Annotated in this window: 19 protein-coding genes; 12 read left to right on the top strand and 7 right to left on the bottom strand. The window is 72.7% G+C overall.

The window, feature by feature from the left end:
* Positions 1 to 5: 5 nt before the first annotated feature.
* Positions 6 to 1,400: an FAD-dependent oxidoreductase gene (locus tag AB0953_RS24905; protein ID WP_366861774.1), complete on the bottom strand. Its 1,395-nt coding sequence runs from the start codon at positions 1,398 to 1,400 to the stop codon at positions 6 to 8.
* Complete coding sequence (locus AB0953_RS24910) at positions 1,390 to 1,617, bottom strand: ferredoxin (protein ID WP_366861776.1); 228 nt, start codon at positions 1,615 to 1,617, stop codon at positions 1,390 to 1,392. Before AB0953_RS24910 ends, AB0953_RS24905 begins: the two co-directional genes overlap by 11 nt.
* Before the next feature lie 323 nt (positions 1,618 to 1,940).
* On the opposite strand from AB0953_RS24910, the gene AB0953_RS24915 reads away from it, so the two are divergent.
* The 4 genes from AB0953_RS24915 (at position 1,941) to AB0953_RS24930 (ending at position 5,624) form a co-directional block, all read left to right on the top strand.
* Positions 1,941 to 2,429: a hypothetical protein gene (locus AB0953_RS24915; protein ID WP_366861777.1), complete on the top strand. Its 489-nt coding sequence runs from the start codon at positions 1,941 to 1,943 to the stop codon at positions 2,427 to 2,429.
* Between the two features lie 42 nt (positions 2,430 to 2,471).
* Positions 2,472 to 2,981 (top strand): EF-hand domain-containing protein, encoded by a 510-nt coding sequence (locus tag AB0953_RS24920; protein WP_366861778.1) that lies wholly within the window; start codon positions 2,472 to 2,474, stop codon positions 2,979 to 2,981.
* Between the two features lie 145 nt (positions 2,982 to 3,126).
* On the top strand, positions 3,127 to 4,401 hold the full coding sequence (locus AB0953_RS24925) for a PQQ-binding-like beta-propeller repeat protein (protein WP_366861779.1): 1,275 nt from the start codon (positions 3,127 to 3,129) through the stop codon (positions 4,399 to 4,401).
* Positions 4,402 to 4,694: 293 nt separating this feature from the next.
* Positions 4,695 to 5,624, top strand: a complete 930-nt coding sequence (locus tag AB0953_RS24930) for a hypothetical protein (RefSeq protein WP_366861781.1) — start codon at positions 4,695 to 4,697, stop codon at positions 5,622 to 5,624.
* A 21-nt stretch (positions 5,625 to 5,645) separates the two neighbouring features.
* Here the strand turns inward: AB0953_RS24930 and rph are convergent, their stop codons facing one another.
* Both rph and AB0953_RS24940 read right to left on the bottom strand, forming a co-directional pair.
* Positions 5,646 to 8,270 carry a rifamycin-inactivating phosphotransferase gene (rph, locus tag AB0953_RS24935; RefSeq protein WP_366861782.1) on the bottom strand — a complete coding sequence of 875 codons (2,625 nt, stop codon included), beginning with the start codon at positions 8,268 to 8,270 and terminating at the stop codon, positions 5,646 to 5,648.
* A gap of 161 nt (positions 8,271 to 8,431) precedes the next feature.
* A complete protein-coding gene (locus AB0953_RS24940; RefSeq protein WP_366861783.1) occupies positions 8,432 to 9,739 on the bottom strand; it encodes a peptide ligase PGM1-related protein in 1,308 nt (435 codons plus the stop codon).
* 281 nt (positions 9,740 to 10,020) lie between these two features.
* On the opposite strand from AB0953_RS24940, the gene AB0953_RS24945 reads away from it, so the two are divergent.
* The 8 genes from AB0953_RS24945 to AB0953_RS24980 all read left to right on the top strand — a co-directional run bounded on the left by AB0953_RS24945 (position 10,021) and on the right by AB0953_RS24980 (position 19,401).
* On the top strand, positions 10,021 to 10,134 hold the full coding sequence (locus AB0953_RS24945) for a pheganomycin family RiPP precursor (protein ID WP_360632887.1): 114 nt from the start codon (positions 10,021 to 10,023) through the stop codon (positions 10,132 to 10,134).
* 107 nt (positions 10,135 to 10,241) lie between these two features.
* On the top strand, positions 10,242 to 12,215 hold the full coding sequence (locus tag AB0953_RS24950) for a RiPP maturation radical SAM C-methyltransferase (RefSeq protein ID WP_366861784.1): 1,974 nt from the start codon (positions 10,242 to 10,244) through the stop codon (positions 12,213 to 12,215).
* A gap of 97 nt (positions 12,216 to 12,312) precedes the next feature.
* Positions 12,313 to 13,488, top strand: coding sequence for a glycine amidinotransferase (locus AB0953_RS24955; RefSeq protein WP_366861786.1), 1,176 nt, complete (start codon positions 12,313 to 12,315; stop codon positions 13,486 to 13,488).
* A complete protein-coding gene (dpgA, locus tag AB0953_RS24960) occupies positions 13,485 to 14,567 on the top strand; it encodes a 3,5-dihydroxyphenylacetyl-CoA synthase DpgA (protein ID WP_366861787.1) in 1,083 nt (360 codons plus the stop codon). Before AB0953_RS24955 ends, dpgA begins: the two co-directional genes overlap by 4 nt.
* Before the next feature lie 53 nt (positions 14,568 to 14,620).
* Entirely contained in the window at positions 14,621 to 15,469 is an 849-nt protein-coding gene (dpgB, locus tag AB0953_RS24965) for an enoyl-CoA-hydratase DpgB (protein ID WP_366861788.1), read from the top strand.
* Complete coding sequence (gene dpgC, locus AB0953_RS24970; protein ID WP_366861789.1) at positions 15,462 to 16,817, top strand: (3,5-dihydroxyphenyl)acetyl-CoA 1,2-dioxygenase DpgC; 1,356 nt, start codon at positions 15,462 to 15,464, stop codon at positions 16,815 to 16,817. Before dpgB ends, dpgC begins: the two co-directional genes overlap by 8 nt.
* Positions 16,814 to 18,202 carry a PLP-dependent aminotransferase family protein gene (locus tag AB0953_RS24975; RefSeq protein ID WP_366861790.1) on the top strand — a complete coding sequence of 463 codons (1,389 nt, stop codon included), beginning with the start codon at positions 16,814 to 16,816 and terminating at the stop codon, positions 18,200 to 18,202. Before dpgC ends, AB0953_RS24975 begins: the two co-directional genes overlap by 4 nt.
* Complete coding sequence (locus AB0953_RS24980) at positions 18,199 to 19,401, top strand: cytochrome P450 (RefSeq protein WP_366861791.1); 1,203 nt, start codon at positions 18,199 to 18,201, stop codon at positions 19,399 to 19,401. The genes AB0953_RS24975 and AB0953_RS24980 overlap by 4 nt, the downstream gene beginning before the upstream one ends.
* A gap of 48 nt (positions 19,402 to 19,449) precedes the next feature.
* Here the strand turns inward: AB0953_RS24980 and AB0953_RS24985 are convergent, their stop codons facing one another.
* Genes AB0953_RS24985 through AB0953_RS24995 form a run of 3 tightly spaced genes read right to left on the bottom strand, consistent with a single transcriptional unit; the run spans position 19,450 to position 24,127 of the window.
* On the bottom strand, positions 19,450 to 21,267 hold the full coding sequence (locus AB0953_RS24985; protein WP_366861792.1) for an ABC transporter ATP-binding protein: 1,818 nt from the start codon (positions 21,265 to 21,267) through the stop codon (positions 19,450 to 19,452).
* Positions 21,264 to 22,970 (bottom strand): ABC transporter ATP-binding protein, encoded by a 1,707-nt coding sequence (locus tag AB0953_RS24990; protein ID WP_366861793.1) that lies wholly within the window; start codon positions 22,968 to 22,970, stop codon positions 21,264 to 21,266. The genes AB0953_RS24985 and AB0953_RS24990 overlap by 4 nt, the downstream gene beginning before the upstream one ends.
* The gene (locus AB0953_RS24995; RefSeq protein WP_366861794.1) at positions 22,967 to 24,127 is read right to left on the bottom strand and encodes a methyltransferase; all 1,161 of its coding nucleotides are present in this window, start codon (positions 24,125 to 24,127) and stop codon (positions 22,967 to 22,969) included. Before AB0953_RS24995 ends, AB0953_RS24990 begins: the two co-directional genes overlap by 4 nt.
* Between the last annotated feature and the right edge of the window lie 194 nt (positions 24,128 to 24,321).

Consider the following 24,321-nt stretch of genomic DNA (forward strand, 5'->3'; position numbering starts at 1 on the left):
GGTGATCAGGCATGCGACGGAACGAACGCGACACGCCGCTCGCTCGGTGAGTGGCCCGTCAGCGTGACCGTGGCCCCATGGGTGGGCAGATGGGGGTCGGGGAAGGCCGGGTCGACCGGGTTCAGCGTCTCGGTCCGGCGGTCGACCGTGCGGTACTGCGGCGGGAACGGCGCGCCGGACGCGATCTGCTGCTCGTAGAACCCCAGCCACTTGGCTCCGTCGAAGGACGCCGCGGCAATGACGCGGCCGCGGTATCCGTACACCGCGACGAACCGTTCCTCGTCGAGGGCCCCCTGGGCGACGACCAGCTGGTCGCCCAGCGAAGGTACACCCACCGACTTGATGTTGACACCGAACTGGGTGGACCAGAACATCGGCACCCACAGGTGCGGACGGCGCTCCGGACCGGCGCAGATCATGTTGTGGGCGGCGATCTGGGCCTGTTCGACCGCGTTGCCCCAGTGCTCCAGCGCCAGGAACTGGTAGTCGAACAGCGGGTGGGGGCTGCGGGCGACGTCCCCGGCGGCGTAGATGTCGTCGGTGACGATGCCGTTCACGTCGAACACCCGGCATCCGGCGTCGCACGCGATGCCCCGCGGGCCCGCGGCCACCCCCGAACCGGCCAGCCATTCGGTGTTCCGCATGGCACCGAGCGAGACGACCGCCACTTCCACGTCGATCGCAGAACCGTCGGACAGATGGGCGCGCCGCAGTCGTCCCATGTCGTCGCCCTCGAGGGCGGTGACGCTGACGCCGCAGCGCAGGTCGACTCCGTGCTTGCGCTGCAGCCGGTCCGCGACGGCGCCGATCACTCCGCCGAGCGCACCCACCAGCGGTGCCGGGCCGCGTTCGGCGACCGTGACCTCGAGGCCGGACTCCCGGCAGGCGGAGGCGACCTCCGAGCCCGTGAAGCCGGCGCCGATCACCAGCACCCGGGACACGCCACCGGTCAGCTTCCGGTGCAGGCGGGCGGAGTCGTCGCAGGTACGCAGCCCGAACACCCCCTCCAGCGCAGCCTCTTCCGGGTGGAACCAAGGCCGTGCTCTGGTCCCGGTAGTGATCAGCAGGCGGTCGTAGGGGACGGTGTCGCCGTTCGCCAGGCGCACCTGCTTGGCGTTCCGGTCCAGGGCCTCGGCGGCGACGCCCAGACGCCATTCGGCGTGGATGTCGCGCCGCCTCGGCAGCGCGGTGTCCTCGGGGCGTGCCCGTCCGAGCAGCACCTGCTTGGACAGCGGAGGCCGGTCGTAGGGTTCGTACGGCTCGTCGCCGATCATGGTCAGTGAGCCGGTGAAGCCCTTCTCTCGCAAGGCCTCCGCCGCGCGCAGGCCGGCCAGCGAGGCGCCGACGACCACGATCCGGCCCTGGCGCCGCAGGAGCTCGACGTCCTGTTCAGCGGACATGGGGCTCCACCCGGTTCGTCGGCTCGTCGGAGTAGTCGACGAGGATGGCCTGGACCGGGCAGGCTGCGGCAGCCTTCGCCACCCGGTCACGCTGTGCCTCGTCGAAGCGAGGGGAGAACAGCAGCGCCTCGTCCCCGTGGAGGGCGAAGACGTCCGGGGCGAGGAAGACGCACTGCGCGAACCCCTGGCACCGGTTGAGATCGACGACAAGCCTCATGGGAATCGCTCCCTGCAGGGGCCGCGGTGGCCGAACCCCGCAGCCGTCTGCGCTCGGTCCATTGGTCGGTAGGCATGCCTCACGTTCAGCTTCGGCCTTCCGCCCAGGTCTCGCAAGGCGAGTGCGGCACCGGGAGGCCGGGCCTCGCGCGATCCACAGCTGATCGTGATCCGCAACCATCAGCCTGCCCACCGTCCGAGTGATTCCCCCCGCCGAGGGGACCCATTTCGGTCTCGCCGGTGCAACGATCGCAGATGTGCCGCTTCGTTCCCTTTCGAGCAGAGAGAACTCTCCCAGTGCGCCTCCCCCTTCTCGTCCATGTCGTGAGCGCCGGTTGCGCTGCTGCTGCCCTGCTGTCAGCCGGAACGGCTGCCGTCGCGGTGCCTGCCCCCGTGCTGCCGGTGAAATGTGTCGGTACCTCCGACATCCAGTCCGACGGGCTCAAAGACCAGCCGACGCCGCAGACGTACAAGGGAACACGGAGCTATGTCTGCTCGGGGGATGACCTCCTTGTTCCGACCGCGGTCGAGTCGGTGGTCGAAGGAACGGCGAACAGCAGCTGCACCAAGCTGAGCGCCACCACCCGCGAGACGTTGACCTGGCCTGACGGGACGACCAGCGAGATCGAGATCCCCATCGAGGTGGCCATCGAGCCGGGCAGGGCCGACCTCCGTGTGACCGGAACCGTCATGGAGGGCAAGTACGCCGGTGCCGGCGTCACCGGCACGATCCCGCTGCCCCCTTGCGGCCTGCCCGCCAGGGTCGCGGGCCCCGCCGCCCTGACGATCACGCCGACCGCACCGCTCGCTTGAGTGCGAGCCCGGAAAATCACCCCGCACAGAAAGACTGCCCCCATGCCTGACCCTCAGGTCGTAGAAGCCCCGAAGGCGCGCGTCTTCGCCATGCTGGACATGGACGGAGACGGAGTCGCCTCCCGGCACGACTACTTCGTCCGGATCGAACGGGCGGTGAAGGCGTCCGGACGCGCCGACGACGACCCGCTCGTCCTTGCCGCCTACGCCAAGGGGGAGCGGGCCTGGGCGGCCATGGACGCCAACGGCGACGGCATCATGACGTTCGACGAGTACACGGACTGGGTGGACGCCGAGAAGTTCGACACCATCTGCAAGTACGCGCTCGGCGCCCTGTTCGACCTCGCTGACGCGGACCGGGACAACCACCTGAACCGGTCCGAGTTCACGATGCTGCGCGAAGCACTGGGAAACCGGGTCGGCAAGTCCGACGCCGCTTTTGCCGCGCTGGACGCCGACAAGGACGGTCGTGTCGGCCGGGACGAGTACCTGGCAGCGATCCGCGCCTACGTCACGGGCGAAGAGTCACCGATGGGCGAAGCCCTGTACTAGGGCGTGGCGTCGAAGCGATCGCGACCAGTGGATCGCGGTCGGGGTGATACGTCGCCATCCCTCTCCATGTGGACGGGCCTGCATGGATTGTGAACGTTTTGGCGAATCCCTCAGCAGGTGTCAGGGCGAGCCATACACTCGCACGGTGAATCGGTCCACCGAGGCCCTCAGCGGCCAGCTCGGCTCGACACCGGCCGGGGGCGCGTCCCCACGGTCTGCTCACATCTCACGCCGCACAGCGCTGCGCCTGGGGCTCGGCGCTGTCGCCGCGGTCGGCGTCGGCCCCACCGTCGTCGGCTGCACCGACAGCCAAGGCAACGGTGGCGGTGGCGGTGGCAAGGGCGCTGCTCAGGGAAAAGAGGTTGTCCCCCCACGGTTCTGGCGCCACCTCACCGACGTCGGCTGCTGGATCGAATCGACGCCGGCCGTGGTCGGCGGTGTGCTGTACATCGGTACCGGCGGCCCCGCCTTCGTGTACGCACTCGACGCGGCAACGGGCACGCAAAGATGGTCCTTCACCCCGGAGTCCGCGATCTACTCGTCGCCCGCGGTCGCCGAAGGCCTGGTGTACATCGGCAGCACGGACGAGAACCTCTACGCCCTGGATGCGGCCACCGGTACCCAGCGGTGGGCCTTCCACGCCGGTACCCCGGTCAATACGTCGCCGGCAGTCGTCGACGGCGTCGTGTACTTCGGCAGTTCCGGCGACATCCACACCCGGGGCGGCGCGTACGCCGTGGACGCCGCCACCGGCGCCCAGAAGTGGGCGTATCCCATCGGCGGCATCGACGGTTCGTCGCCCGCGGTGGTCGACGGATGCGTGTACTTCGGCGCCGGAGACGGCAACCTGTACGCCCTCGACGCCGCCACCGGCACGAAGAAGTGGGCGTTTCCCACCGGCGGCATCATCAGCTCGTCCCCCGCCGTCGTCGACGGGTGCGTGTACTTCGGCAGTGGTGACAAGAACCTGTACGCCCTCGACGCGGCCACCGGCACCAAGAAGTGGTCCCACTCCACGGGCGGCGTGGTGAGGTCGTCGCCCGCAGTGGCCCAGGGCACGGTGTACGTCGGCAGCGGTGACATGAACGTGTACGCCGTCGACGCCGCCACCGGCGCGGAGAAGTGGACCTTCGCCACGGGCAACTGGGTGGGGGGACGGCCCACCGTCGTCAACGGGGTGGTGTACATCGGCAGCGCCGACAGCAACCTGTACGCCCTCGACGCGGCCACCGGCACCAAGAAGTGGGCCTTCACCACCAGCGGCACCGTCAAGTCAGCGCCCGCAGTGGTCGACGGGGTGGTGTACATCGGCAGTGACGGCGGGTACGTGTACGCCCTCGACGCGGCCACCGGAACAACAGGACCGGAATCGCCCCCCTCACCCTCTCCCTCAGACGCCCGGTCCGCCGTAAAGGCTTAGCCCAGCGGTTGCACGGCCCGTACGAACACGCCGACCCATCGGGGGTTTCCTTGGCCACGACTCCGACTCCACCACCGCCTTCCGGCTCGGACTCGCCTGACGCAGCAACGGAACCCGCATCGCCGCCGCTTCCCGCCTCCGCCGTGCGGTCCCGAGCGATCCACAACGGCGCACCGCAGCCCGAGCCCGAGCCGCAGGCCCCCGAGCCGCCGGCTCCGACGGCGTGGCACGTCCTGGCCGATGAGCGCCTGCCGGGCTTTCGCCGGCTCCGACCGCAACACCGCGCCCTGTACATGGCCCTCGCGGTCGCCGTCGTCCTGGGCGGCCTCGTGTTCGCCTACTACGCGACGTACCTTCTGGACCGTTCCACCTCCACCGACCGGGCTCGCTCAGACAAGAACGCCCAGAAGGCCGTGGACCGCGAAGGGGCTGCCTTCGTCTCCACCATCACGCCCATCGACTACGAACAGGACATGCCCGAAGCCGTCGTGATCGTTCTGGACCGTCCGCTCACCGACCGCGAACAGGCCGCTCTGACCGCTTTGAAGGGGGGCAACAAGGCGTCGGTCTGGGCATACCTGAAGTCTCTCGGCGGCCGACTCATCGAGTACACGTTCACTGCTGCCCTCCCGAAACCCTTGGCGGACGGGCACGAGATAACCCCGGGCTCCAAGTCCCAGACGTTCAAACTGAACCTGAACAGCGACCGCGGCGCCGGCCTGACGATCAACGGCATGACCGCCGTGAAGGACTCCTGCGGCGCGCCCACGGCCAAGACGGTGGTCGACATCCCGCCGGCCGGCTCCTCCGCGCGTCCGGGCCTGCTGTGGGACCTGGCCGGCGGGCAGACGGACAGGCCCAAGGGGCCTTACGTCCTCGACGACGGCGCGAACCAGGGCGAGTTGTACTTCCGGAAGAACGTGGTCGACCTGGGCAACGGCCAGTCGAACATGGCTTTCCTCGTTCAGCCCGAGGTGACGACGCAGACCTGTACATGGCACATCGACGCGTCGTACACCGACACCTCCGGATCCCACGTTCAGCGGATCCCGAGCGGCAGCGGCACCATCACGACCGAGGCCGTACCTCAGCAGCCGGTCCAGTACTTCGGATGGGTCATCGGTCAAGGGTGGGGTTGCATCGGCCAAATGAGCCAGAAGGGCTGCACCGCCACCAAGACCCTCGAACAGAACAGGCCCACCACCCGACCCGATCCGCAGTGACGGCCGGCGGGCGGGGACCGGTCAGGGGAGGATTTCGACGTAGCCGTCGGTGCCGTGCACGCGGATGCGTTGGCCGTCCCGGATCAGGCGGGTGGCCCGCTCCACGCCGACGACCGCCGGGAGGCCGTACTCCCGGGCGATCACCGCGCCGTGGGTCATCAGGCCGCCCACCTCGGTCACCAGGCCCGCGATCCGGAGGAACAGCGGCGACCAGCTGGGGTCGGTGAAGGCCGTGACCAGGATGTCGCCCGGTTCGAGATCGGCCTGCGCCACGTCGAGGACGACCCGGGCGCGTCCCTCGACGGTTCCGGCCGAGACCGCCACGCCGGCCAGGGCGCCGGCCGGGACGTCGTCCCGTCGGTAGGCCCCGGTGAGGGCCTCGCCGTCCGAGGTGAGCACGCGGGGCGGGGTGAGCGCGTGGTGCGCCCGGAACTCCTCCTTGCGCTGCCGGACGAGCTGCGGGTCGACCGGTCGGCCGGAGCGCACGACGTCGTGGAGTTCTGCGAAGGTGAGGTGGAAGACGTCGTCCCGCTCCGGCAGCAGGCCTGCCCGCAGGAGGCGTTCGGCCTCCTGCATCAGGGCCTTCTTGTAGACGAAATAACGGCAGATGATGGCGTACTTGGGGTACTCCCGGTACCCGATGAAGGTGCGGACCCGGTCGATCATCCGCTCGGTCTCCTCGGCCTTGCGGTCCCCGTCCGGCAGGGCGCGCAGGCGTGCCAGGACCTCCTTCTTCTTCTGGTGCGCCTTCTGCCGCCCCAGCTCGAAGCGCCGCCCGGCGGCACCCGGCTCGAAGGTGCGTACGTGGTCGAGGATCACCGGGACCAGCGCGCTGGGGTGTTCGCGCCAGCGCGGCCTGGTGATGTCGATTTCGCCGACGCACCGCATGCCGTACCGGTCGAGGTAGGTCTCGATGGCGTCGCGGGCCTCGGATCCTCCCGGGAGTTTCGCCAGCTCGTCCAGGAAGCCGTCGTCCTGCACGTCCCGCAGGAAGGCCACCACCTCCGGCAGCGGGCGGATGACGTCCGCGACGTCGAGCAGGGCCAGTCCCATCTGCGAGGTGATGTTGCCGGGGGCGGACAGCGTCAGCGTGTCGGCGGGGTTCTTCTCTCCCAGCCACTCCCCCAGCTTGTCGTTGAGCCACCACGTGGCCTCCATGCCCGCCATGATCGCCTGAATGCTCAGCGGGTCGCTGAGGAGGCGCTTGTGCTCGTCGAACGCGTCCAGCAGGAAGTCGAACAGCGCCGGTCCGCTCTTCGTCCGGATGTCGCGTTCGAGGGCGGCGAGGGAGGTCCGGCTGCGCTCGATCAGTTCGGTGACGATGGCCGGATCGGTCTCGATCGGGTCGGGCGCACCGCCACCGCCGGGCGGCGGGCCGCCGGCGGCCGGGCCCGGTCCCGGTTCGGGTTCAGGGAGCGGGGGAACGACGTCGCTGCGGTCGAGGACCGTCTCCAAGGCGTCCCGGACCAGCGGGTCGCCCTTGCCGAGGGCGTCCAGCAGGGCGGCGCGGCTCGCGGGCGCGGCCAGGCGCTGGGTGACGTCGACGAACAGCCGCCCGCCGGCCTCGTGCATCGGCACCATGGCCGTCAGCTGCCACATGGAGAAGCCCAGCGGCTTCATGGGGTCGGTCATCATCTGCGCGTGGCCGACGGAGACGTAGACGCGGTCCTCCCGGTCGCCGCGCTCCGGGACGGGGAACAGCGTCGTGATCGGCCGGCTCTGCACGATCCGGAAGCCGTCGTCCAGCAGGCACCATTCGATGTCCTGGGGGCAGCCGAAGTGCGCTTCGATGCGCCGCCCGAGCTCGACCAGCCGCAGGGCCTGCGCGTCCGTCAGCGCCGGCTGCTCCTGCTGCTGCGGCGGGAGCGCCACCTCGTGCGTGCCGCCGGCGGGCAGAGCGGTCAGGGCGCGCTGTTGGGCGGCGATCGTCCGGGCGACGACCTTGCCGTCGCGCACGGTGAAGACGTCCGGGTTGACCAGGCCGGCGACCAGTGCCTCGCCGAGGCCGAAACCGGCGTCGATGGTGGCGACCTTCCGGTGGCCCGTGACGGGGTCGGCGGTGAAGAGGATGCCGGAGGCGTGCGGGAAGGCCATCTGCTGCACGACCACCGCCATGTGGACCGTGCGGTGGTCGATGCCGTTGCGACGGCGGTAGGCCACGGCGCGCTCGGTGAACAGCGAGGCCCAGCACCGGCTGATGTGCCGGAGGACCTCCGTCGGCCCCACGACGTTGAGGTACGTGTCGTGCTGGCCGGCGAAGGAGGCCGTCGGCAGGTCCTCCGCCGTGGCGCTGGAGCGAACGGCGTAGGCGGCCCGTTCGCCGGACCGGGCGAGTGCGCGGGCGATCGCCGCCGCGAGATCGTCCGGGACCGCGGTTGCTTCGATGGTCCGGCGGATCTGCGCGCTGAGCGTGCGGATCGCTTCCGGGTCGTCCGGGTCCACGTACGACAGGCGGTCGAGCAGGTCGCCGACCCGGGGTGCCTGCGCGATGACCCGTCGGAAGGCCTCGGTCGTCACGCAGAAGCCCGCCGGGACGCGGATCCCCTCGAGGCGCGACAGCGCGCCGAGGTGTGCGCCCTTGCCGCCGACGGTCGCGACCTGGGTCTCGTCCACGTGGCACAGGTCCCACACGTACTGCTCGTTCACTGCGATGCCTCCGGGGCGGTCGTGGCTGGGGGATGAGGCGATGATTCTGCGCCCCGCCCGGGGCCTTGCGGCAAGCCCCCTCTCGCGCTATAACTTGAGAGTGGCAAGGAGAGTGCTCTCCTTGCCTTCGTCGTTTCCGGCCCCCGGCGGCCCTGGCAGGCTCAGGCGGTGAACAGCTGCCCGACCAGCTTTTCGCGGTGGAGGGCGGCTTCGACGGTGTCTTCCGCGAAGCAGAGCATGACGCCCTTGCGGCCGGGGTGGTACGCGGCCAGGATGATCGCGCCGCGGCGGCTGACCGGGTCGTAGGCGTGGCCTGACGCGCGGAGCCGGGTGAGGGCGGCGGTGAACGAGGGCACCTCCCAGTGCTTGGGCCACACCCGCTCCAGCAGGATGCGGTCGGTGCCGAAGCCCGGTCCGACGACCCGCTTGCCGACGATCTCGTAGATGTGGGTGGATCCGGTGGCGCGGCCGTTGTACTCGGTGAAGAGGACGTCCCCCTCCGGTGTGACGACGGCGTCCGCGCTGAGGATCCCGCGGTAGCCGACCGCCCGCAGCCCCTGCGAGATGCGGTGCCCGCCGTCCAGCAGCACGTCGAGCTGCCGGGCGGTCAGGTCCTGGGCGGGCATCACCTGGGCGTTGGGGAGGGGGCGGTACTGCATCTCGCCGTGGCCGCCGAGCCGGATGCCCGCGTCGGAGATCCAGAACTCGGCGAAGTAGGCGCGGCTGCCGGGGTGGTAGCGCTCCACGACGACCCGGTCGCGGCCGCCGACCGTCAGCCAGTCCCAGCGCTCGGCGAGGTACGCGGAAACCGCCGGCCGGTCGGGGAGCACCCGCACGTCGCGTGCTCCGCGCAGGTCCACGTCCCCCGTGCGGCCGAGGATCTCGTTGCCGTCGCTGCCCGATCCGAAGTCCTGCTTGAGGATGACGGGGCTGCCGCCCTCCAGCAGGCGGACGATGTGCTCCTCCGCGCGCCGGGGGTCGGCGCAGACCGCGCCGTCCGGCAGGGGGGCGCCCACGCCGGCGGCCAGGGCCCGGAAGACCGCCTTGCTGCTGCCGAGCAGTCCGCCGCTCTGGGTGAGGAACGCGTGTCCTTCGAGGGCTCCGGGACAGCCCAGGGCATCGGCGGCGGCTGCGACGGCTGCGTCGGGCCAGAGGGCGAAGACCTCCTCGACGGGCCGGCCGGCGGTCCTCCCGTGCACCTCGGCGACGAAGGCGGGGTCGGTGAGCCGGTCCGCGGTGAGCGCGCCGGTGCCGGCGCGGCCGGGGGGCGGGACGACCACCTGCAGGGAGTCGCGCCGGGTGCCCGTCAGGGAGGTGACGTAGGACAGGAAGTCCTCCTCGGGCGGGACGGGCAGCACGAGGACGTCGCCGTCGCGGGCGAACCACAGCAAGCGCTGCACGGCCCAGCCGGTTCCGACCGGCTCCTCCAGCTCCTCGCTCCAATCGTTTCCGATGAGCAGTCGCACCATCCGGCAATACTCCTGGGGTCGCAGTGAAATTCCCGGCGGCCGGCGAAGGGCTGCGAAGGGCTCCTTGCCCGGCTGGACCGGCCCATTGTGAAAAGCGGCCGGAAGGGGCGTCAAGAGCGCCTCGCCCGCCTCCCGAACGGTGCAGGAATCGGCCACGGAACCCGGCTGCGGTGTTCCGATTGGCCGGATCGCCACCCTTGTTCACCACTGGAGAGCTTCCTACGATCAATGACCGTTCACCGACGGATTCTCATGCCCGGATATGAGGAAGGAGGTGAACCATGGAGCGTGAAATCGTCTGGACCGAGATCGAGGAAGCCGATGTCGCCGAGATCGTCTCGGACAGCAACGTGAAGGACATCGGCGTCGTTTCGGCCAGCAACGTCAAGGACTGAGCCAGCGAACCGACCAGCGCGTGACCCGGGTCCTTCCCCGCCCGCCGGGGAGGGGTCCGGCCTGCCGGAGCGGACGTACGGAGGAACCTGTGCCAGGCGGCGGTGAGTTGCAACTGATCGACCAGCCCCTGTTCCCGCCGGACTGCGTCCCGGTGCGGCCGTTGCGCATCGGGCTGGTGAACATGCCGTGGGCGCGCACCGACACCCCCTCCATCCAGTGCGGGCTGCTCCAGGCCGCACTGCGCTCCTTCGGACACGACGCGCGGAGCGTCTACCCGAACCTGGAGCTGTCCGCCGAACTGGGCGCGGATCTGTACGAGATCATCACCGAGGCCCCTTCCGAACGGGTCCACCTGTTCGGCGAATGGCTATTCGGGACGGCCGCCTTCGGGGTGACCGAGGACGTGGAGGATTACCGTCGGCGTTTTCCCGAGGTGGCCGAAATGTGTGCCGAGGCCGGCGTGGACTGGGACGCCGTGGCCGATTTGCGGTGCCGCCGCCTGCCCGCGTGGATCGATGAACTCGCCGCCCGCAGTATGTGGTCGGAACTCGACGTCGTCGGATTCACGTCGACGTTCATCCAGAACGTCGCCGCCCTGGCGCTGGCCCGCCGCCTGAAGGAAGCCCACCCCGATCTGATCGTCGTATTCGGCGGCGCGAACTACGACGGGGACATGGGACCGGAGTACCTCAGGAATTTCGACTTCATCGACTACGTGGTCGTCGGGGAGGGCGACGTGACGCTCCCCCGCCTGGCGGCGGCCGTGGCGCGCGGCGCCGATCCGACCCGGATCCCGGGCGTCTGCGGCCGCGGCCCCGACGGCCGGGTGAAGGCCCCCTCCCCGGGCACCCGCACGCGGGACATGGACCAGCTGCCCGTACCGGACTACGACGACTACTTCACCGCCCTGGCGGCCCTCGGCCGCGACCGGGTGATCGGCCGGAACACCCAGCGGCTGCTGGTGGAGTTCTCCCGGGGCTGCTGGTGGGGCGCGAAGCACCACTGCACCTTCTGCGGGCTGAACGCGCTGGGCATGCAGTACCGGGCCAAGTCCCCGGCGCGGGCGCTGTCCGAGCTGGAGGAGCTGATGCGCCGGCACCGGGTCCTGGCGGTCGACGCCGTCGACAACATCCTCGACATGGCCTACCTCGACACCTTCTGCGCCGGCCTGCGCGGGGCCCGGTGGGACACCGCCCTGTTCTTCGAGGTGAAGGCCAACCTGACCCGGGACCAGGTCCGCCTGCTGGCCGAGGCCGGGGTGTGGAAGATCCAGCCGGGCCTGGAGAGCCTCAGCACCCACGTCCTCGGGCTGATGCGCAAGGGCTCCTCGCGGCTCCTGAACATCCGCCTGCTGAAGTGGGCCCACTACTATGGCGTCCGCGTCGACTGGAACCTCCTCGCCGGCTTCCCCGGCGAGACCGACGAGGACTACACCGGCCAGGCCGAGCTCGTGCCCCTGCTGACCCATCTGGAGCCGCCCGCCGGCGTGGGGCGCATCTGGCTGGAGCGGTTCAGCCCCTACTTCACGGACCCCTCGTTCGGGATGGGGGAGATCACGCCGAAGAGCGCCTACCGGTTGGCGTTCCCGGTCCCCGGGCTGGACCACAGCCGGATCGCGTACTTCTTCGACTACCGGGCACCGGACGTCGCCTCCGCGGACTCCGTCGCCGAGCTCGCCAAGGCCGTGGAGGCGTGGGGACGCGCATGGGCCTCGGCGGACCGGCCCACCCTCACCTACCGGCGCGGGCCGGACTGGCTCACGCTGTTCGACACCCGGGGCGGCCTGCGCCGCAAGACCACCCTCGCCGGGTGGCGGGCGCAGGCGTACGAGCTGTGCGGCGACGCCCCGCGCAGCGCCGCCCGCATCCACCGGGAGCTGGCCGGCCGGGGCGGGGGCGGCGGGCCGGTGGAGCGGGCGGAGGTCGAGGAGTTCCTCGGCTCCTGCGTCGCGCACGGGATCTGCCTGGAGGAGGACGGCAAGTACCTCTCCCTGGCGCTGCCGCTGCGGTCCGGGCTGCCCGGGCTGCCCGGGCGTCCGGCGGAGCGGGCGGGCGGCGAGCGGGCGGGCGGCGAGCGGTGAGCGGCCTCGGATGCCGCCGCCGGCGCCGGCGCACCCGTAGGGGCCGGTCGGAGCCGGCGGACCGGTGGGGTACTTCACACGATCGAGGGAGCTCGCGATGACGCTGAACAGCTTCGACGAATGGTCCACCCTGAAGGAGGTGGTCGTCGGCTCGGCGGCCAACTACACCTCCCACGAACGGGAGCTGTCCTTCGACCTCTTCTTCCACGACAACATCGCCGGCGACAACTCCTCGCGATCCGAGTGGTACTACCCGCGGCTCACGGTCGGCGGGGCCGGGACAGCGGACGCCGGGCGCGACGGGGACCGCCGCGGCAGGGTGCCGATCAAGCAGCGCTACGTGGACGAGCTCGTCGAGGACCTCGAGGGCATCGCGGCGGCCCTGACCGGCCTCGGCGTCACGGTGCACCGGCCGATGGACCTCGATGCCGGCACCAGCGAGGTGCGCACCCCCGCATGGTCCGCCTCCGTCGTGCCCCCGCTGAACATCCGCGACAACACGCTGATCCTCGGCGACGAGATCATCGAGACCCCGCCGATGATCCGTTCCCGCTACTTCGAGACCCAGTTCCTCACGCCGGTCTTCCAGCGGTACTTCGCGCAGGGCGCCCGCTGGACGGTGATGCCCCGCCCCCTGATGACGGACGCGTCGTTCGACCTCGACTACGCCCGCGAGAGCACGATCGGCGGCCCGACGGAGCCCATCGGCACGCCGAGCCCCTCCCCCTACGACGTCGGCATCGAGATGATGTTCGACGGCGCGCAGGTCCTGCGGCTCGGCCGCGACCTCGTGGTCAACATCTCCACCGCGCACCACGCCTTGGCCTGCGACTGGCTGGAGCGCCACGTGGGCGACCGGTTCCGGATCCACCGCGTGCACCGGCTCAGCGACAGCCACATCGACAGCATGGTCCTGGCCCTGCGGCCCGGCACCCTGCTGGTGCGCTCCGAGGCCGTTGCGGAGAAGCTGCCCGAGGCGCTGCGGAAGTGGGACCGCATCGTCGCCCCCGCCCCGGAGAGCGACAACTTCCCCCGCTACGAGGACGAGGACCTGGTGCTGACCAGCCCGTACATCGATCTGAACGTGCTGTCCGCCGGCCCCGACACCGTGCTGGTCAACGAGGCCTGCCCGGAGCTCGCGCGGACCCTGGAGAAGCACCGGTTCACGGCCGTCCCGGTCCGGCACCGGCACCGGCGGCTGTTCGGCGGGGGGTTCCACTGCTTCACCCTGGACACGGTGCGCGAGGGCGGGCCGGAGGACTACCTCGGATGACGCTGCCGGACACCGGGGCCGCCGCCCGGCTCGCGGGGGTCGGCACCGCCGTCCCCGACACCAGCTACAGCCAGCGCGAGCTGCTCGACTTGCTGGCCGTCACCGATCCCCGGGTCCGCTCGCTCTTCCTGAACAGCGCCATCGAGCGGCGGGGCCTGACCCTGCCGGCCGCCGCCCCCGACGGCTCCCCGGTGGTGGAGTCGCAGGGCGAACTCCTGCGCAAGCACACCGAACAGGGGCTGCTGCTGGGGCGGCGGGCGATCGAGAACTGCCTCGCTGACGCCGGGGCGCGGCCGTCGGACGTGCGCCACCTGTGCTGCGTGACCTCCACCGGCTTCCTGACCCCCGGGTTCTCCGCCCTGCTCATCAAGGAGATGGGCCTCGACGTCTCCTGCTCGCGGCTGGACGTCGTCGGCATGGGCTGCAACGCCGGTCTCAACGCCCTGAGCGCGGTGACCGGCTGGGCCCGGGCGCACCCGGGCGAGCTGGCCCTGCTGGTGTGCGTGGAAGTGTGCTCCGCGGCGTACGTCTTCGACGGCACCATGCGCTCCTCCGTCGTCAACAGCCTCTTCGGGGACGGGGCGGCCGCGGTCGCCGTCACCGCGCCCGGCGGCGGGCAGGACGCCGGCGGGGCGCCGTCCCCGGCCCTGCTGCGCTTCTCCAGCCGCATCATCCCCGACGCGGTCGACGCCATGCGCTACGACTGGGACGAGGGGCACGGCAAGTTCAGCTTCTGGCTGGACCCGCAGATCCCCTACGTCGTCGGTGCCCATGCGCAGGGCGCGCTGGAGCGGCTGCTGCACGGCACCGGTCTGCTGGCCTCCGACGTCGACCACTGGGTGGTGCACTCCGGGGGGAAGAAGGTCGTGGACTCCGTGCGGGTCAACCTAGGGCTGACCCGGCACGACGTACGGCACACCACCGGCGTGCTGCGCGACCACGGCAACCTGTCGAGCGGCTCCTTCCTCTTCTCCTACCAGCGGCTGGCGTCCGAAGGCTCGGTACGCCCCGGCGATCTGGGAGTGCTGATGACGATGGGGCCCGGCTCGACGATCGAGATGGCGCTGGCGCGGTGGTGACCCGTACCCCGGGCCGCACTGCGGGAGGCGGCGCGACGACGAAGGGAACTGCTATGCGGACGCACGACAGGCTGCCGCTTCCCGCGGAGGGCGAACCGGCGGACGGCACGGCGAAGACCACGCACGACGGCCCAACGAGCGACAGGCCGACGAACGACGGTCCCGGGCACGACGGCCCCGGGCACGACGGCCCCGCGCACGACGGCGCTTCGGACGGGCTGTGCGTCACCCTGTACCTGGACGCCGGGCAGCCGCTGCCCGAGCTGACCGCCGCCGTCAACGGCGCCTGCCACCGGATCGAGGAGCGGGCCGACCGCTCGGTGCTCCTGCTGCGCCTGCCGGGCACCCCTTCCGGTGCCCGCTCCTGGCCGGGGCCGGTGGACATCCAGCAGATCAACCGCTGGGAGCGGGCCGTACGGAGGCTGGAGCGGCTGCCCGCGATGAGCATCGCCGTCGCCTGCGGGGCCTGCGGCGGCCCCGCCCTCGACCTGCTGCTGGTGAGCGACTACCGGATCGGCGCCCCGGACCTGCGGCTCCTCGCGCCTGTCAACGACGGCCACTTCTGGCCCGGAATGGCCGTCCACCGGATCTCCCGGCAGCTCGGGGCGGCCCGCGCCCGGCAGATCGTGCTGTGGGGCGACGACATCGACGCCGGCCGGGCCCGCGACCTGGGCCTGATCGACCAGCTCGCGCACGACACCGAGGAGGCCGCGCACACGGCGACCGTGCTGATGGGCCGGATATCCGACCGCGAGCTCGCCATCCGCCGGCAGCTGCTGCTGGAGGCGCAGAGCCTGGAGTTCGACGAGGCGCTCGGCCCCCACCTGGCGGCGTGCGACCGCGAACTGCGCCGCCTGGCCGAAGCGGAGCCGGGCCCCGCGGCGGGAGAACCGGATGAGTGAGCGCTCGGGCGACCGGGAGAAGGACCTCGCGACGGGCGCCCCCGCCTTCGCCGGCGACCTGGCCGCCGACGCCGGGCTCCTCGCCCGGTACGCCGCCGACACCGAGCGGATGCTCGCCCTTCTGCCGCCCCGCCGCGACCGCACCGGCGCCGAGGCGGAGCGGGCGGCGGGCCTCCACGAGGACTGCCGGGCGGCCCGGCACGCCTTCCTCGCCCGCTACGCCGACGCCGTCTACGACGTGCTCACCGCCGGGCGGACGCGGCGGCCCCGGCTTCCCGACCTGGCCGCGGAGGCCGCCGTACGCTTCCCCGGGCTCGTACCGGACGCCGCCCTGCTCGCCGAGGAGCGCGGCCGCCTCCAGGCGCACAAGGAGGGCCGCGAGATCGACCAGGGCATCTTCTTCGGGGCCCTGCTGCGCTCCCCCGCCGCGGGCACGCACCTGATCGAGAGCATGCTGCGGCCCGCGCCGGGTTCGGCCGACCGCCTCGCGGAGTTCCGGCGCACGGACCGGCTGGAGCTCCCCGCCGTGCTGCTCGAACGCCGCGGCGAGGCGGCCCACGTCACCTTCCGCAACGGCGACTGCCTCAACGCCGAGGACAACCGGCTCATCGCCGACCTCGAAACCGCCGTGGACGTGGCCCTCCTCGACGACCGCGTGCGCGTCGGCGTCCTGCGCGGCGGGCCCGTCACCCACCCGCGCCACGCCGGGAAGCGGATCTTCAGTGCGGGCATCAACCTCAAGGAGCTCCGCTCGGGTGGGATCTCCTTCGTGGAGTTCCTCCTCGGCCGGGAGCTCGGCTACGTCAACAAGCTGGCCCGGGGCCTGCTCCTGGACGAGCCGGCCGCCGGCGGCACCGCCACGGCGGGCAAGCCCTGGGTGGGCGTCGTCGACTCGTTCGCCATCGGCGGCGGCATGCAGCTCCTGCTCGTCCTGGACCGCGTGATCGCCGAGGAGGGCGCCTTCCTGAGCCTGCCCGCCGCCGACGAGGGCATCGTCCCGGGCCTGGGCAACCTGCGGCTCACCCGGCTCACCGGAGCCCGCACGGCCCGGCAGATCATCCTCTCCGGCCGCCGCATCCACACCGCGGACCCGGCGGCGTCCCTGCTGGTCGACGAGGTGCTGCCCGCCGCCGCGCTCGACGGGGCCGCCGAGCGCGCCGTGCGCGAGCTGGCCGGCCCGGCCGTGGCCGCCAACCGGGCCATGCTGACGCTGGCCGAGGAGCCCCTGGAGCTGCTGCGCGGCTACCTGGCGGAGTTCGCGGTCGTGCAGGCCCGCCGCATCTACAGCCCCGACGTGCTGGCCAAGGCCGAGCGCCACGGGGCGCGTTCCGGACGGGCGCCGGCATGACCTCCCTCGCCCGCGAGGTGCTGCACGCCTCGCTCCAGGACCCGGTGCTGGAGTCGATCGGCTTCCTCAACGAGATCATGGGCCGCTACCCGGACGCCCTCTCCTTCGCCCCCGGGGCCCCGCACCCGGCCCCGTACGAAGGGCTGGACACCGCCCGCTACCTCGACCGCTTCACCGCCCACGCCGCCGCGACGGGCCTCGGGCCGGACCGGGCGGCCCGGCTGCTCTACGAGTACGGGCCCGCCCGCGGACTGATCAACGCGATCGTGGCCGACGCCCTCCGCCGCGACCAGGGCATCGACGCCGACCCGGACGCGCTGGTGATCACCGTCGGCGCACAGGAGGCGATGTTCCTGGCGCTGCGCGCCCTGATCGCCTCCCCGCAGGACCTGCTGGCCGTCTCCGACCCCTGCTTCGTGGGCATCACCAGCGCCGCCAGTCTGCTGGGCGCCGGGGTGGTCCCCGTACCCGAGGACGACGACGGCCTCGATCTCGACGCGCTGGCCGGGGCGTGTCGGGCGGCCCGCCGCTGGGGCCGCCGCATCCGGGCGTGCTACGTCGCCCCCGACTACGCCAACCCCGGCGGCACCCGCATGGCGGCCGGGCGGCGTCCGCGGCTGCTGGAGCTCGCCGAGCAGGAGGACTTCCTCGTCCTGGAGGACAACGCGTACGGGTTCACGGCTCTCCCGGGCACCGAGCTGCCCGCCCTGAAGGCCCTGGACACCGGGCGGCGGGTCGTGCACATCGGCACGTTCGCCAAGGTGTGCTTCCCCGGGGCGCGCGTCGGCTACGTCGTCGCCGACCAGTGCGTCCGTACCGCCGACGGGTCCGCGGTGGCGCTCGCGGCGGAACTGGCACGGCTGAAGACCGCCGTCACGGTCAACACCTCACCGGTGTGCCAGGCGCTGATCGCCGGCATGCTGCTGGAGCACGGCGGCTCGCTCGCCGCGCTGAGCCGGAGCAGGTCCGTGCTCTACCGGCGCAACCTCGCCCACCTGCTGCGGGCACTGGACCGGGAGGGCGCCGCCGGCCTGCCGGACGGGGTGGAGTGGAACCGGCCCGGCGGCGGGTTCTTCGTGCGGATGCGGCTGCCCGTGCCGGCGGACGCCGGGCTGCTGGAGGCGTCCGCGGCCCGGTACGGGGTGCTGTGGACGCCGATGGCCCCCTTCCATCCGGGCGGCGGGGGCAGGCGCACGCTGCGGCTGTCGTGCAGCTACCTGGACCCGGACGGGATCGACGAGGGGGTGCGGCGGCTCGGGGCCTTCCTCAGGGAGTGCGCCCGCCCGCCGCGGGCCGGATCCGCCTCGCCCGGAGACGGGGCGGGAGCGGGGACGGGGACGGGGGCGGCAGCGGGTGCGGGTGCGGGTGCGGGAGGCGGGTCATGAGCGGCCGGAGCGTTCCCGCCCACCCCACCGCCCGTGACCGGGCCCGCCCGTTCGACCCTCCGCCGGAGCTCGCGTCGATGCACGCGCACGGCCCGGTCGGCCGCCTGCGCTACCCCGACGGCCACGTCGGATGGCTCGTCACCGGCTACGAGGCGGCCCGCCGGGTGCTCGCCGATCCCCGCTTCAGCGCGCGCTCGGAGCTCAAGCGGGTGCCGGTGGCGCGGCCCGGGACGGACCCGTTCTACGGCAGCCCCGCCCTGCCGGGCTGGCTGGTCGACATGGACGCGCCCCACCACTCCCGGCTGCGCAGGCACCTCATGGGCTGGTTCACCGCCCGCCGGACGCGGGCCCTGGAGCCCCGGATCGAGCAGATCGTCGGCGAACACCTGGAGGCGATGGCCGCTCTCGGGGGCCGGGCCGACCTCGTCGAGCGGTTCGCGCTGCCCGTTCCCTCCCTGGTGATCTGCGAACTGCTGGGCGTGCCCTATGCCGAGCGCGCCGGGTTCCAGCGCAGCAGCGCCACCCTCTTCCGGATCGACGCGACCGCCGCCGAGGCCGCGGCGGCCATGGCCGAACTGGACTCCTTCCTCACCGCGTTGGCCCGGCACCGGCGCCGGGCGCCGGGCGACGACCTGCTGAGCGCCCTCGCCACCGGGGGCGACCTGTCCACCGCCGAGGTCGCCGGCGTGGGCGCCCTCCTGCTGTCGGCGGGGCACGAGACGACGGCCGGCTCCCTGGGGCTCGGCACCTTCGCGCTGCTGTCCCACCCCGGCCAGGCGGCCCGGCTGGCCGCCGACCCGTCCCTGGCCGGGAACGCCGTGGAGGAGCTGCTGCGGTACCTGACCATCTTCCACTTCGGGGTGCCCCGCTGCCCGCTGGAGGACGTCGTGCTGGAGGGGCACACGCTGCGGGCCGGGGAGTCCGTGACGGTCTCGCTGTCCGCCGCGAACCGCGACCCGGTCCGCTTCGCGGACCCCGACCGCCTCGATCTCACCCGCCCCGCCTCCGGCCACCTCGCCTTCGGCCACGGTGCGCACCAGTGCATCGGCCAGCACCTGGCCCGCACGGAGATGCGGATCGCGTTCCCGGCGCTGTTCGCCCGCTTCCCCGGCCTGCGGCTGGCCGTGCCGCCGTCGGAGGTGCCGCTCGGGGAGGACATGGGCTTCTACGGGGTACACCGGCTGCCGGTGGCCTGGTGAGGGGCGCCCCGCGACGGGCCAGCCCCTCACTCGCGCGTCACCCCCGCCTCACCCGTGCCAGGACTTCCACAGCCGGGCGTACGCCCCGCCCCGGCCCACCAGTTCGTCGTGGGTGCCGGTCTCGGTGATCCGGCCGTCCTCCAGCACCACCACCCGGTCGGCGTCGTGCGCGGTGTGCAGCCGGTGGGCGATGGAGACGACCGTGCCGCCGAGCAGCGCGGACAGGGCCCGTTCGACCGTGCGCGCGGTGTGCGGGTCGAGCAGTGCGGTGGCCTCGTCGAAGACGACGACCGGCGGGTCGAGCAGCAGCAGCCGGGCCAGCGCCAGCTGCTGGGCCCGGGCCGGGGGCAGCTCGGCCGCACCGGAGCCGACCTCGTGGTCCAGGCCCAGCGCCGACGCCCAGTCCCAGGCGGCCACGGCCCGCAGGGCGCGCTCCAGGTCCGCGGGGCTCGCGTCGGGGCGGGCGATGAGCAGGTTGTCGGCCAGGGTGCCGCGGAACACGTGGTACTCCTGCGTGACGAGGATGACCCCTCGGCGCAGCTCGTCCGGCGGCAGTTCCGTCAGGGGCACCCCGCCCAGGCGGACGCTGCCCCGGCCGGGGGTGTCGATCCCGGCGAGGAGGCGTCCGAGGGTGGACTTGCCGGCGCCCGAGGGGCCCACGACCGCCAGCCGCTCCCCGGGGCGTACGTGCAGGTCGACGCCGCGCAGGCTCTCCTGCCGGTCGCGGTAGGCGAAGTGCACCCCGTGGACGTCGATCGCGCCGTCCCGGGGGGCGGCCCGCGGCGCCGCGTCCGGGCCGGTCCCGGCGGGGGCGTCCTCTGCGGCGGCGTCGCGCACGCCGAGGATGCGGGCCATGGAGGCGCCGCCGACCTGGAGTTCGTCCATCCAGTACAGCATGGTGTCCACGGGCCCGATCACCTGCTGGACGTACAGGGTCGCGGCGGTGACGGCGGCCAGGCCGACGAGCCCCTCGATGTACATCAACCCGCCGATGACCAGGGTGGCGGCCACCGGCAGGATGTAGCCGGTGTCGGCGATCGGCAGGTAGGTGCTGCGCAGGTTGAGGGTGTGGAGTTCGGCCGCGTAGGAGGCGGCGATGTCCGCGTCGGTGCGGCGGCGGCGGCGCGCCTGGAGCCGGAAGGCCTCCACCGTGCGGGCGCCCGCCACGGTCTCGCCGAGGTGGTCGGTGAGGCCTGCGTAGGCGGAGTTGGAGCGCAGATAGCCGGCGCGGGCCCGCCTCAGGTACCAGCGGGTCGACAGCCACAGCACCGGTACGGCCACCAGGCAGGGCAGCACCAGCAGCGGGTCGGTCAGGCAGACGGCCCCGACGGTCAGGACGATGGTGGTGCCCGCCACCAGGGTGTCGGGGACGGCCCGCTGCACGGTGAAGGCGAGGACGTCGATGTCCCGGGTGGTCCGGGTGACCAGCTCGCCCGTCCCGGCCCGCTCCACCACGGGGGTGGGCAGGGACAGCACCCGGTCGACGAACTCCTCGCGCAGCTCGGCCAGTACGGTCTCGCCGAGCCGCAGGGAGGCCAGCCGCGCGAAGCGGGTGAGGACCGCCTGGAGGACCACCGCGGCGCAGATCGCGAGGGCCACCGGGGTGACGGCGAGCGTGCCGTGCGCGGCGTCCTCGACGATCCGGCCGAGCAGCTGGGGCGCGGCCAGCGCAGCGAGGCAGGCCAGCGCGTGCAGGGCCAGCGAGCCGGCCAGCGGGCCGCGGTGGCGGAGCATGGTCCGCCGGGCGTGGGCGCGGACCTCCCGGGAGGAGGCGACGGGCAGCCGTTCCGCGGGCGGGGCGGCCGGCGCCGCGTCGGGCTCGGCGTCGGGGTCCGGGGCGGTGTCGGCGGGGGCGGGGGCGGTCATGCCAGGACCTCCCGGGTGACGACGGCACGGTATTCGGGGTCCGCGAGGAGGGTCCGGTGGCGCCCCTCGGCGACGGCCTTGCCGTCCTTGACGAAGACCACGGAATCGGCGCGGTCGAGGACGAGGGGGCTGGTGGTGAAGACGACGGTGGTCCGGCCCGCGCGGTACGGGCCGAGATTCCGGGCGACTCGGCTCTCGGTGTGCGCGTCGAGGGCGTTGGTCGGGTCGACGAGGACGAGCAGCTGCGGGTCGGCGAGCAGGGCGCGGGCCAGGCGCAGCCGCTGCTGCTGCCCGCCGGAGAACTCGCGTCCGCCGGTGATCTCCTGGGCCAGCCCGCCGGGCAGGGCGTCGACGACGTCCCGGGCGGAGGCCGCGTCCAGGGCCCGCAGGACGGCGTCGTCGGGTCGGCCGTCGCGGGGATCGAGCTCCGTGCCGAGCCGCCCTGCGAAGAGGGCGGCGTCGTTGTCGGCCAGGAGCACGTGGCGGCGTACGTCGTCGGTGCGGTGGGCGGACAGGGGGGTCTCGCCGAGCAGGACCGCCGAGTCGGTGTAGCCGCAGAGCCGTTCCGCCAGGATCCGCGCGTCCCCGTCGGTCCCGCACGCCACGGCGAGCAGTCGGCCGGGCGGAACGGTCAGTCCGGAGTCGGGGTCGTGCAGCGGGAGGTCCGGTCCGTCGTCCTGCAGCGGCCGGGTGCCGGAGGGCACGTCCCGCTCCAGGCGCAGGAAGTCCAGGACCCGGCCGGCCGCGACGTTGGCGCGGGTCAGCTGGTCGAGCATGGTCGTGACCTGTCCGAGCTGGTCGGTGAGGAAGACGGCGTAGCCGTAGAAGGCGACCAGCAGGCCCGGTTCGAGGCGACCGGTGCTGACCTGGTGTGCACCGAGCCAGACGATGGCGACCAGCAGCGCCCCGGGCAGCAGGACGCGCAGGAAGGCGATGTCGGCGACGGTGGCCGCCACCCGGGTGCCCTCCGCGCGCACGGCCTGGGAGCCCTCGCGGTAGCGGCGGCCGTAGGCCCGCTCGCCGCCGAAGCCGCGCAGGACGCGCAGCCCGTCGATGATGTCGACCGACAGGTCGGTGAGGGCGCCCTGCTCCTCGCGCAGCCGCTGCTGGCGTCCGTGCAGCACGCGCAGCAGCCGGGCGACGGCGGCGGCGATCAGCGGGACGCCGATCAGCACCAGCAGGCCCAGCTGCCATGACGTGACGAGCATGAAGACGGCGGCGAAGAGGATCGAGACGACTGCGCCGCTGCCGCGTGCCGTGCCCTCCAGGGCGGTGCCGAGGTGGCCGACGTCCATGGCGCTGACGCTGACGACGGAGCCGGTGGAGGCCCGCCGGGGCAGGTCCGCACCGAGCTCGGCGGCCTGGCGGACGACCAGCTGGGTGGTCCCGTACACGGCCCCGAACCGGTTGGTGGTCGACGCCCGGTCGCGGAGCATGCCGACGAGCGCCTGGAAGACGCCGAGGCCGAGCACCGCCCCGCCCCACAGCAGCAGCGCTCCCCGGTCGCGCTGGAGCAGCCCCCGGTCGATGCCGAGGGCGACGGCCGCCGGCACCAGCGCCTGGGCGAGGGTGCACAGCACGCCGAACACCGTGGCCAGGGCGAGGCTGCCGCGGTGGCGGGTGGCCAGCCAGAGCAGGTAGCGGACGGGGGACGCGGTGGCGGGGGCCCCGGGATCGGCGGCGGGGAACCGGCCGCGGCTCACTGCTTGGTGCCGATGGTCAGGCCGTGCTCGTAGGGGTAGCCGGTGAGCGTGCGTACGTCGCCGAAGCCCGCCCGGCGCATCCAGTGCTCGTAGTCGCGGGCCGGGTAGGCCATGCCCTGGCCGCTGGCGAGCACGTTGAGGTAGAGGGAGAGGCGTGCGGAGTACCATCCGCGGGTCTCGTCGTCGGAGACGTTGTAGCCGTAGACGAAGACCCTTCCGCCGGGGGGAAGGACGCCATGCGCCTTCGCCAGCAGCTCCGTGATCTGCTCGGCGGAGAAGATCTCCAGCACGTGGCTGAAGAGGACGGCGTCCGCGCCGGCCGGGAAGGGGTCGGTGAAGAGGTCGCCGGGGTGCAGCCGGAGGCGGTCGGCGGCCTCGGCGTCGGAGCCGGAGTCGGCGGGGGCGTCGGATCCTGCGTCGGCGGTGGCGTCGGTGCGGGCCTCGGAGCGGGCCTCGGCTGCCAGCCGCGCGACCGAGGGGATGTCGAAGACGGTCGAGCGCATGCCGGGGTGGCGGGCGAGCAGCCGGGCGCTGGTGGTGCCGTCGCCGCCGCCGACGTCGAGCAGGTGCCGTACGGTCGCGAACTCCTCGCACTCGACCAGCGCGTCGAGGCTCTTGAGGGTGAAGGCGCTCATGCTGCGGTGGAAGACCGCCTCGAGCTCCGGGTCGTGGGCCAGGCGGCGGTAAAGCGTCGGTTCCTCGCCGGGGTGCGCGTCGAGCGCGGTGTTCGTGCCGGCTGCGAGGGCCTCGGTCATGCGGGAGAAGGCGGGGTAGTAGATCTCCCGCCAGCCGGTGAGGATGTGGCGCCAGCTGTCGGGGCCGTCGGGTAGGAGGAGTTCGGCGGCCGCTCGCGCGTTGTGGTAGGTACCGTCGGCGTGCCGCTCCAGCAGGCCGGTGGTGCACACGGCCTGGAGGAGGACACGGAGGGAGTGGGCGGGCACGCCGGTGGCCGCGCGCAGCTCCTCGAAGGAGGAGCCGGGGTGCGCGGAGAGATGGCCGAAGACGTCCCATTCGAGAGCGGTGACGACGGCGTTGAAGAGGGCCGGGGCGTTCACCAGGAAGTGGAAGCGCTCGGCGACGGGATCGACGGCGGGGACGGCCGCGGCGGCCGGGGCGGTCGCCGGGGCGGCGGCGGGGCGGCCCACCCGGCCGCTCACGGAGGGCAGGTCGGGCTGGCGGGACTGAGTCGTCGGGGCTGGCTGTGCCGTGTCGGCAGACGGATTCAACGTCGCACCTCTCGTCAACAGACCGGCGCGGGCCGCTCACGGGGGCACCGCGGCCGATTCCAAGATCACGATCACGCCATCGCATGCTGGCACAGGCCCCACGGGCCTGCAAGAACGATCGACGC

The organism is Streptomyces sp. NPDC046866, from assembly GCF_040704625.1.
Lineage (GTDB): Bacteria > Actinomycetota > Actinomycetes > Streptomycetales > Streptomycetaceae > Streptomyces.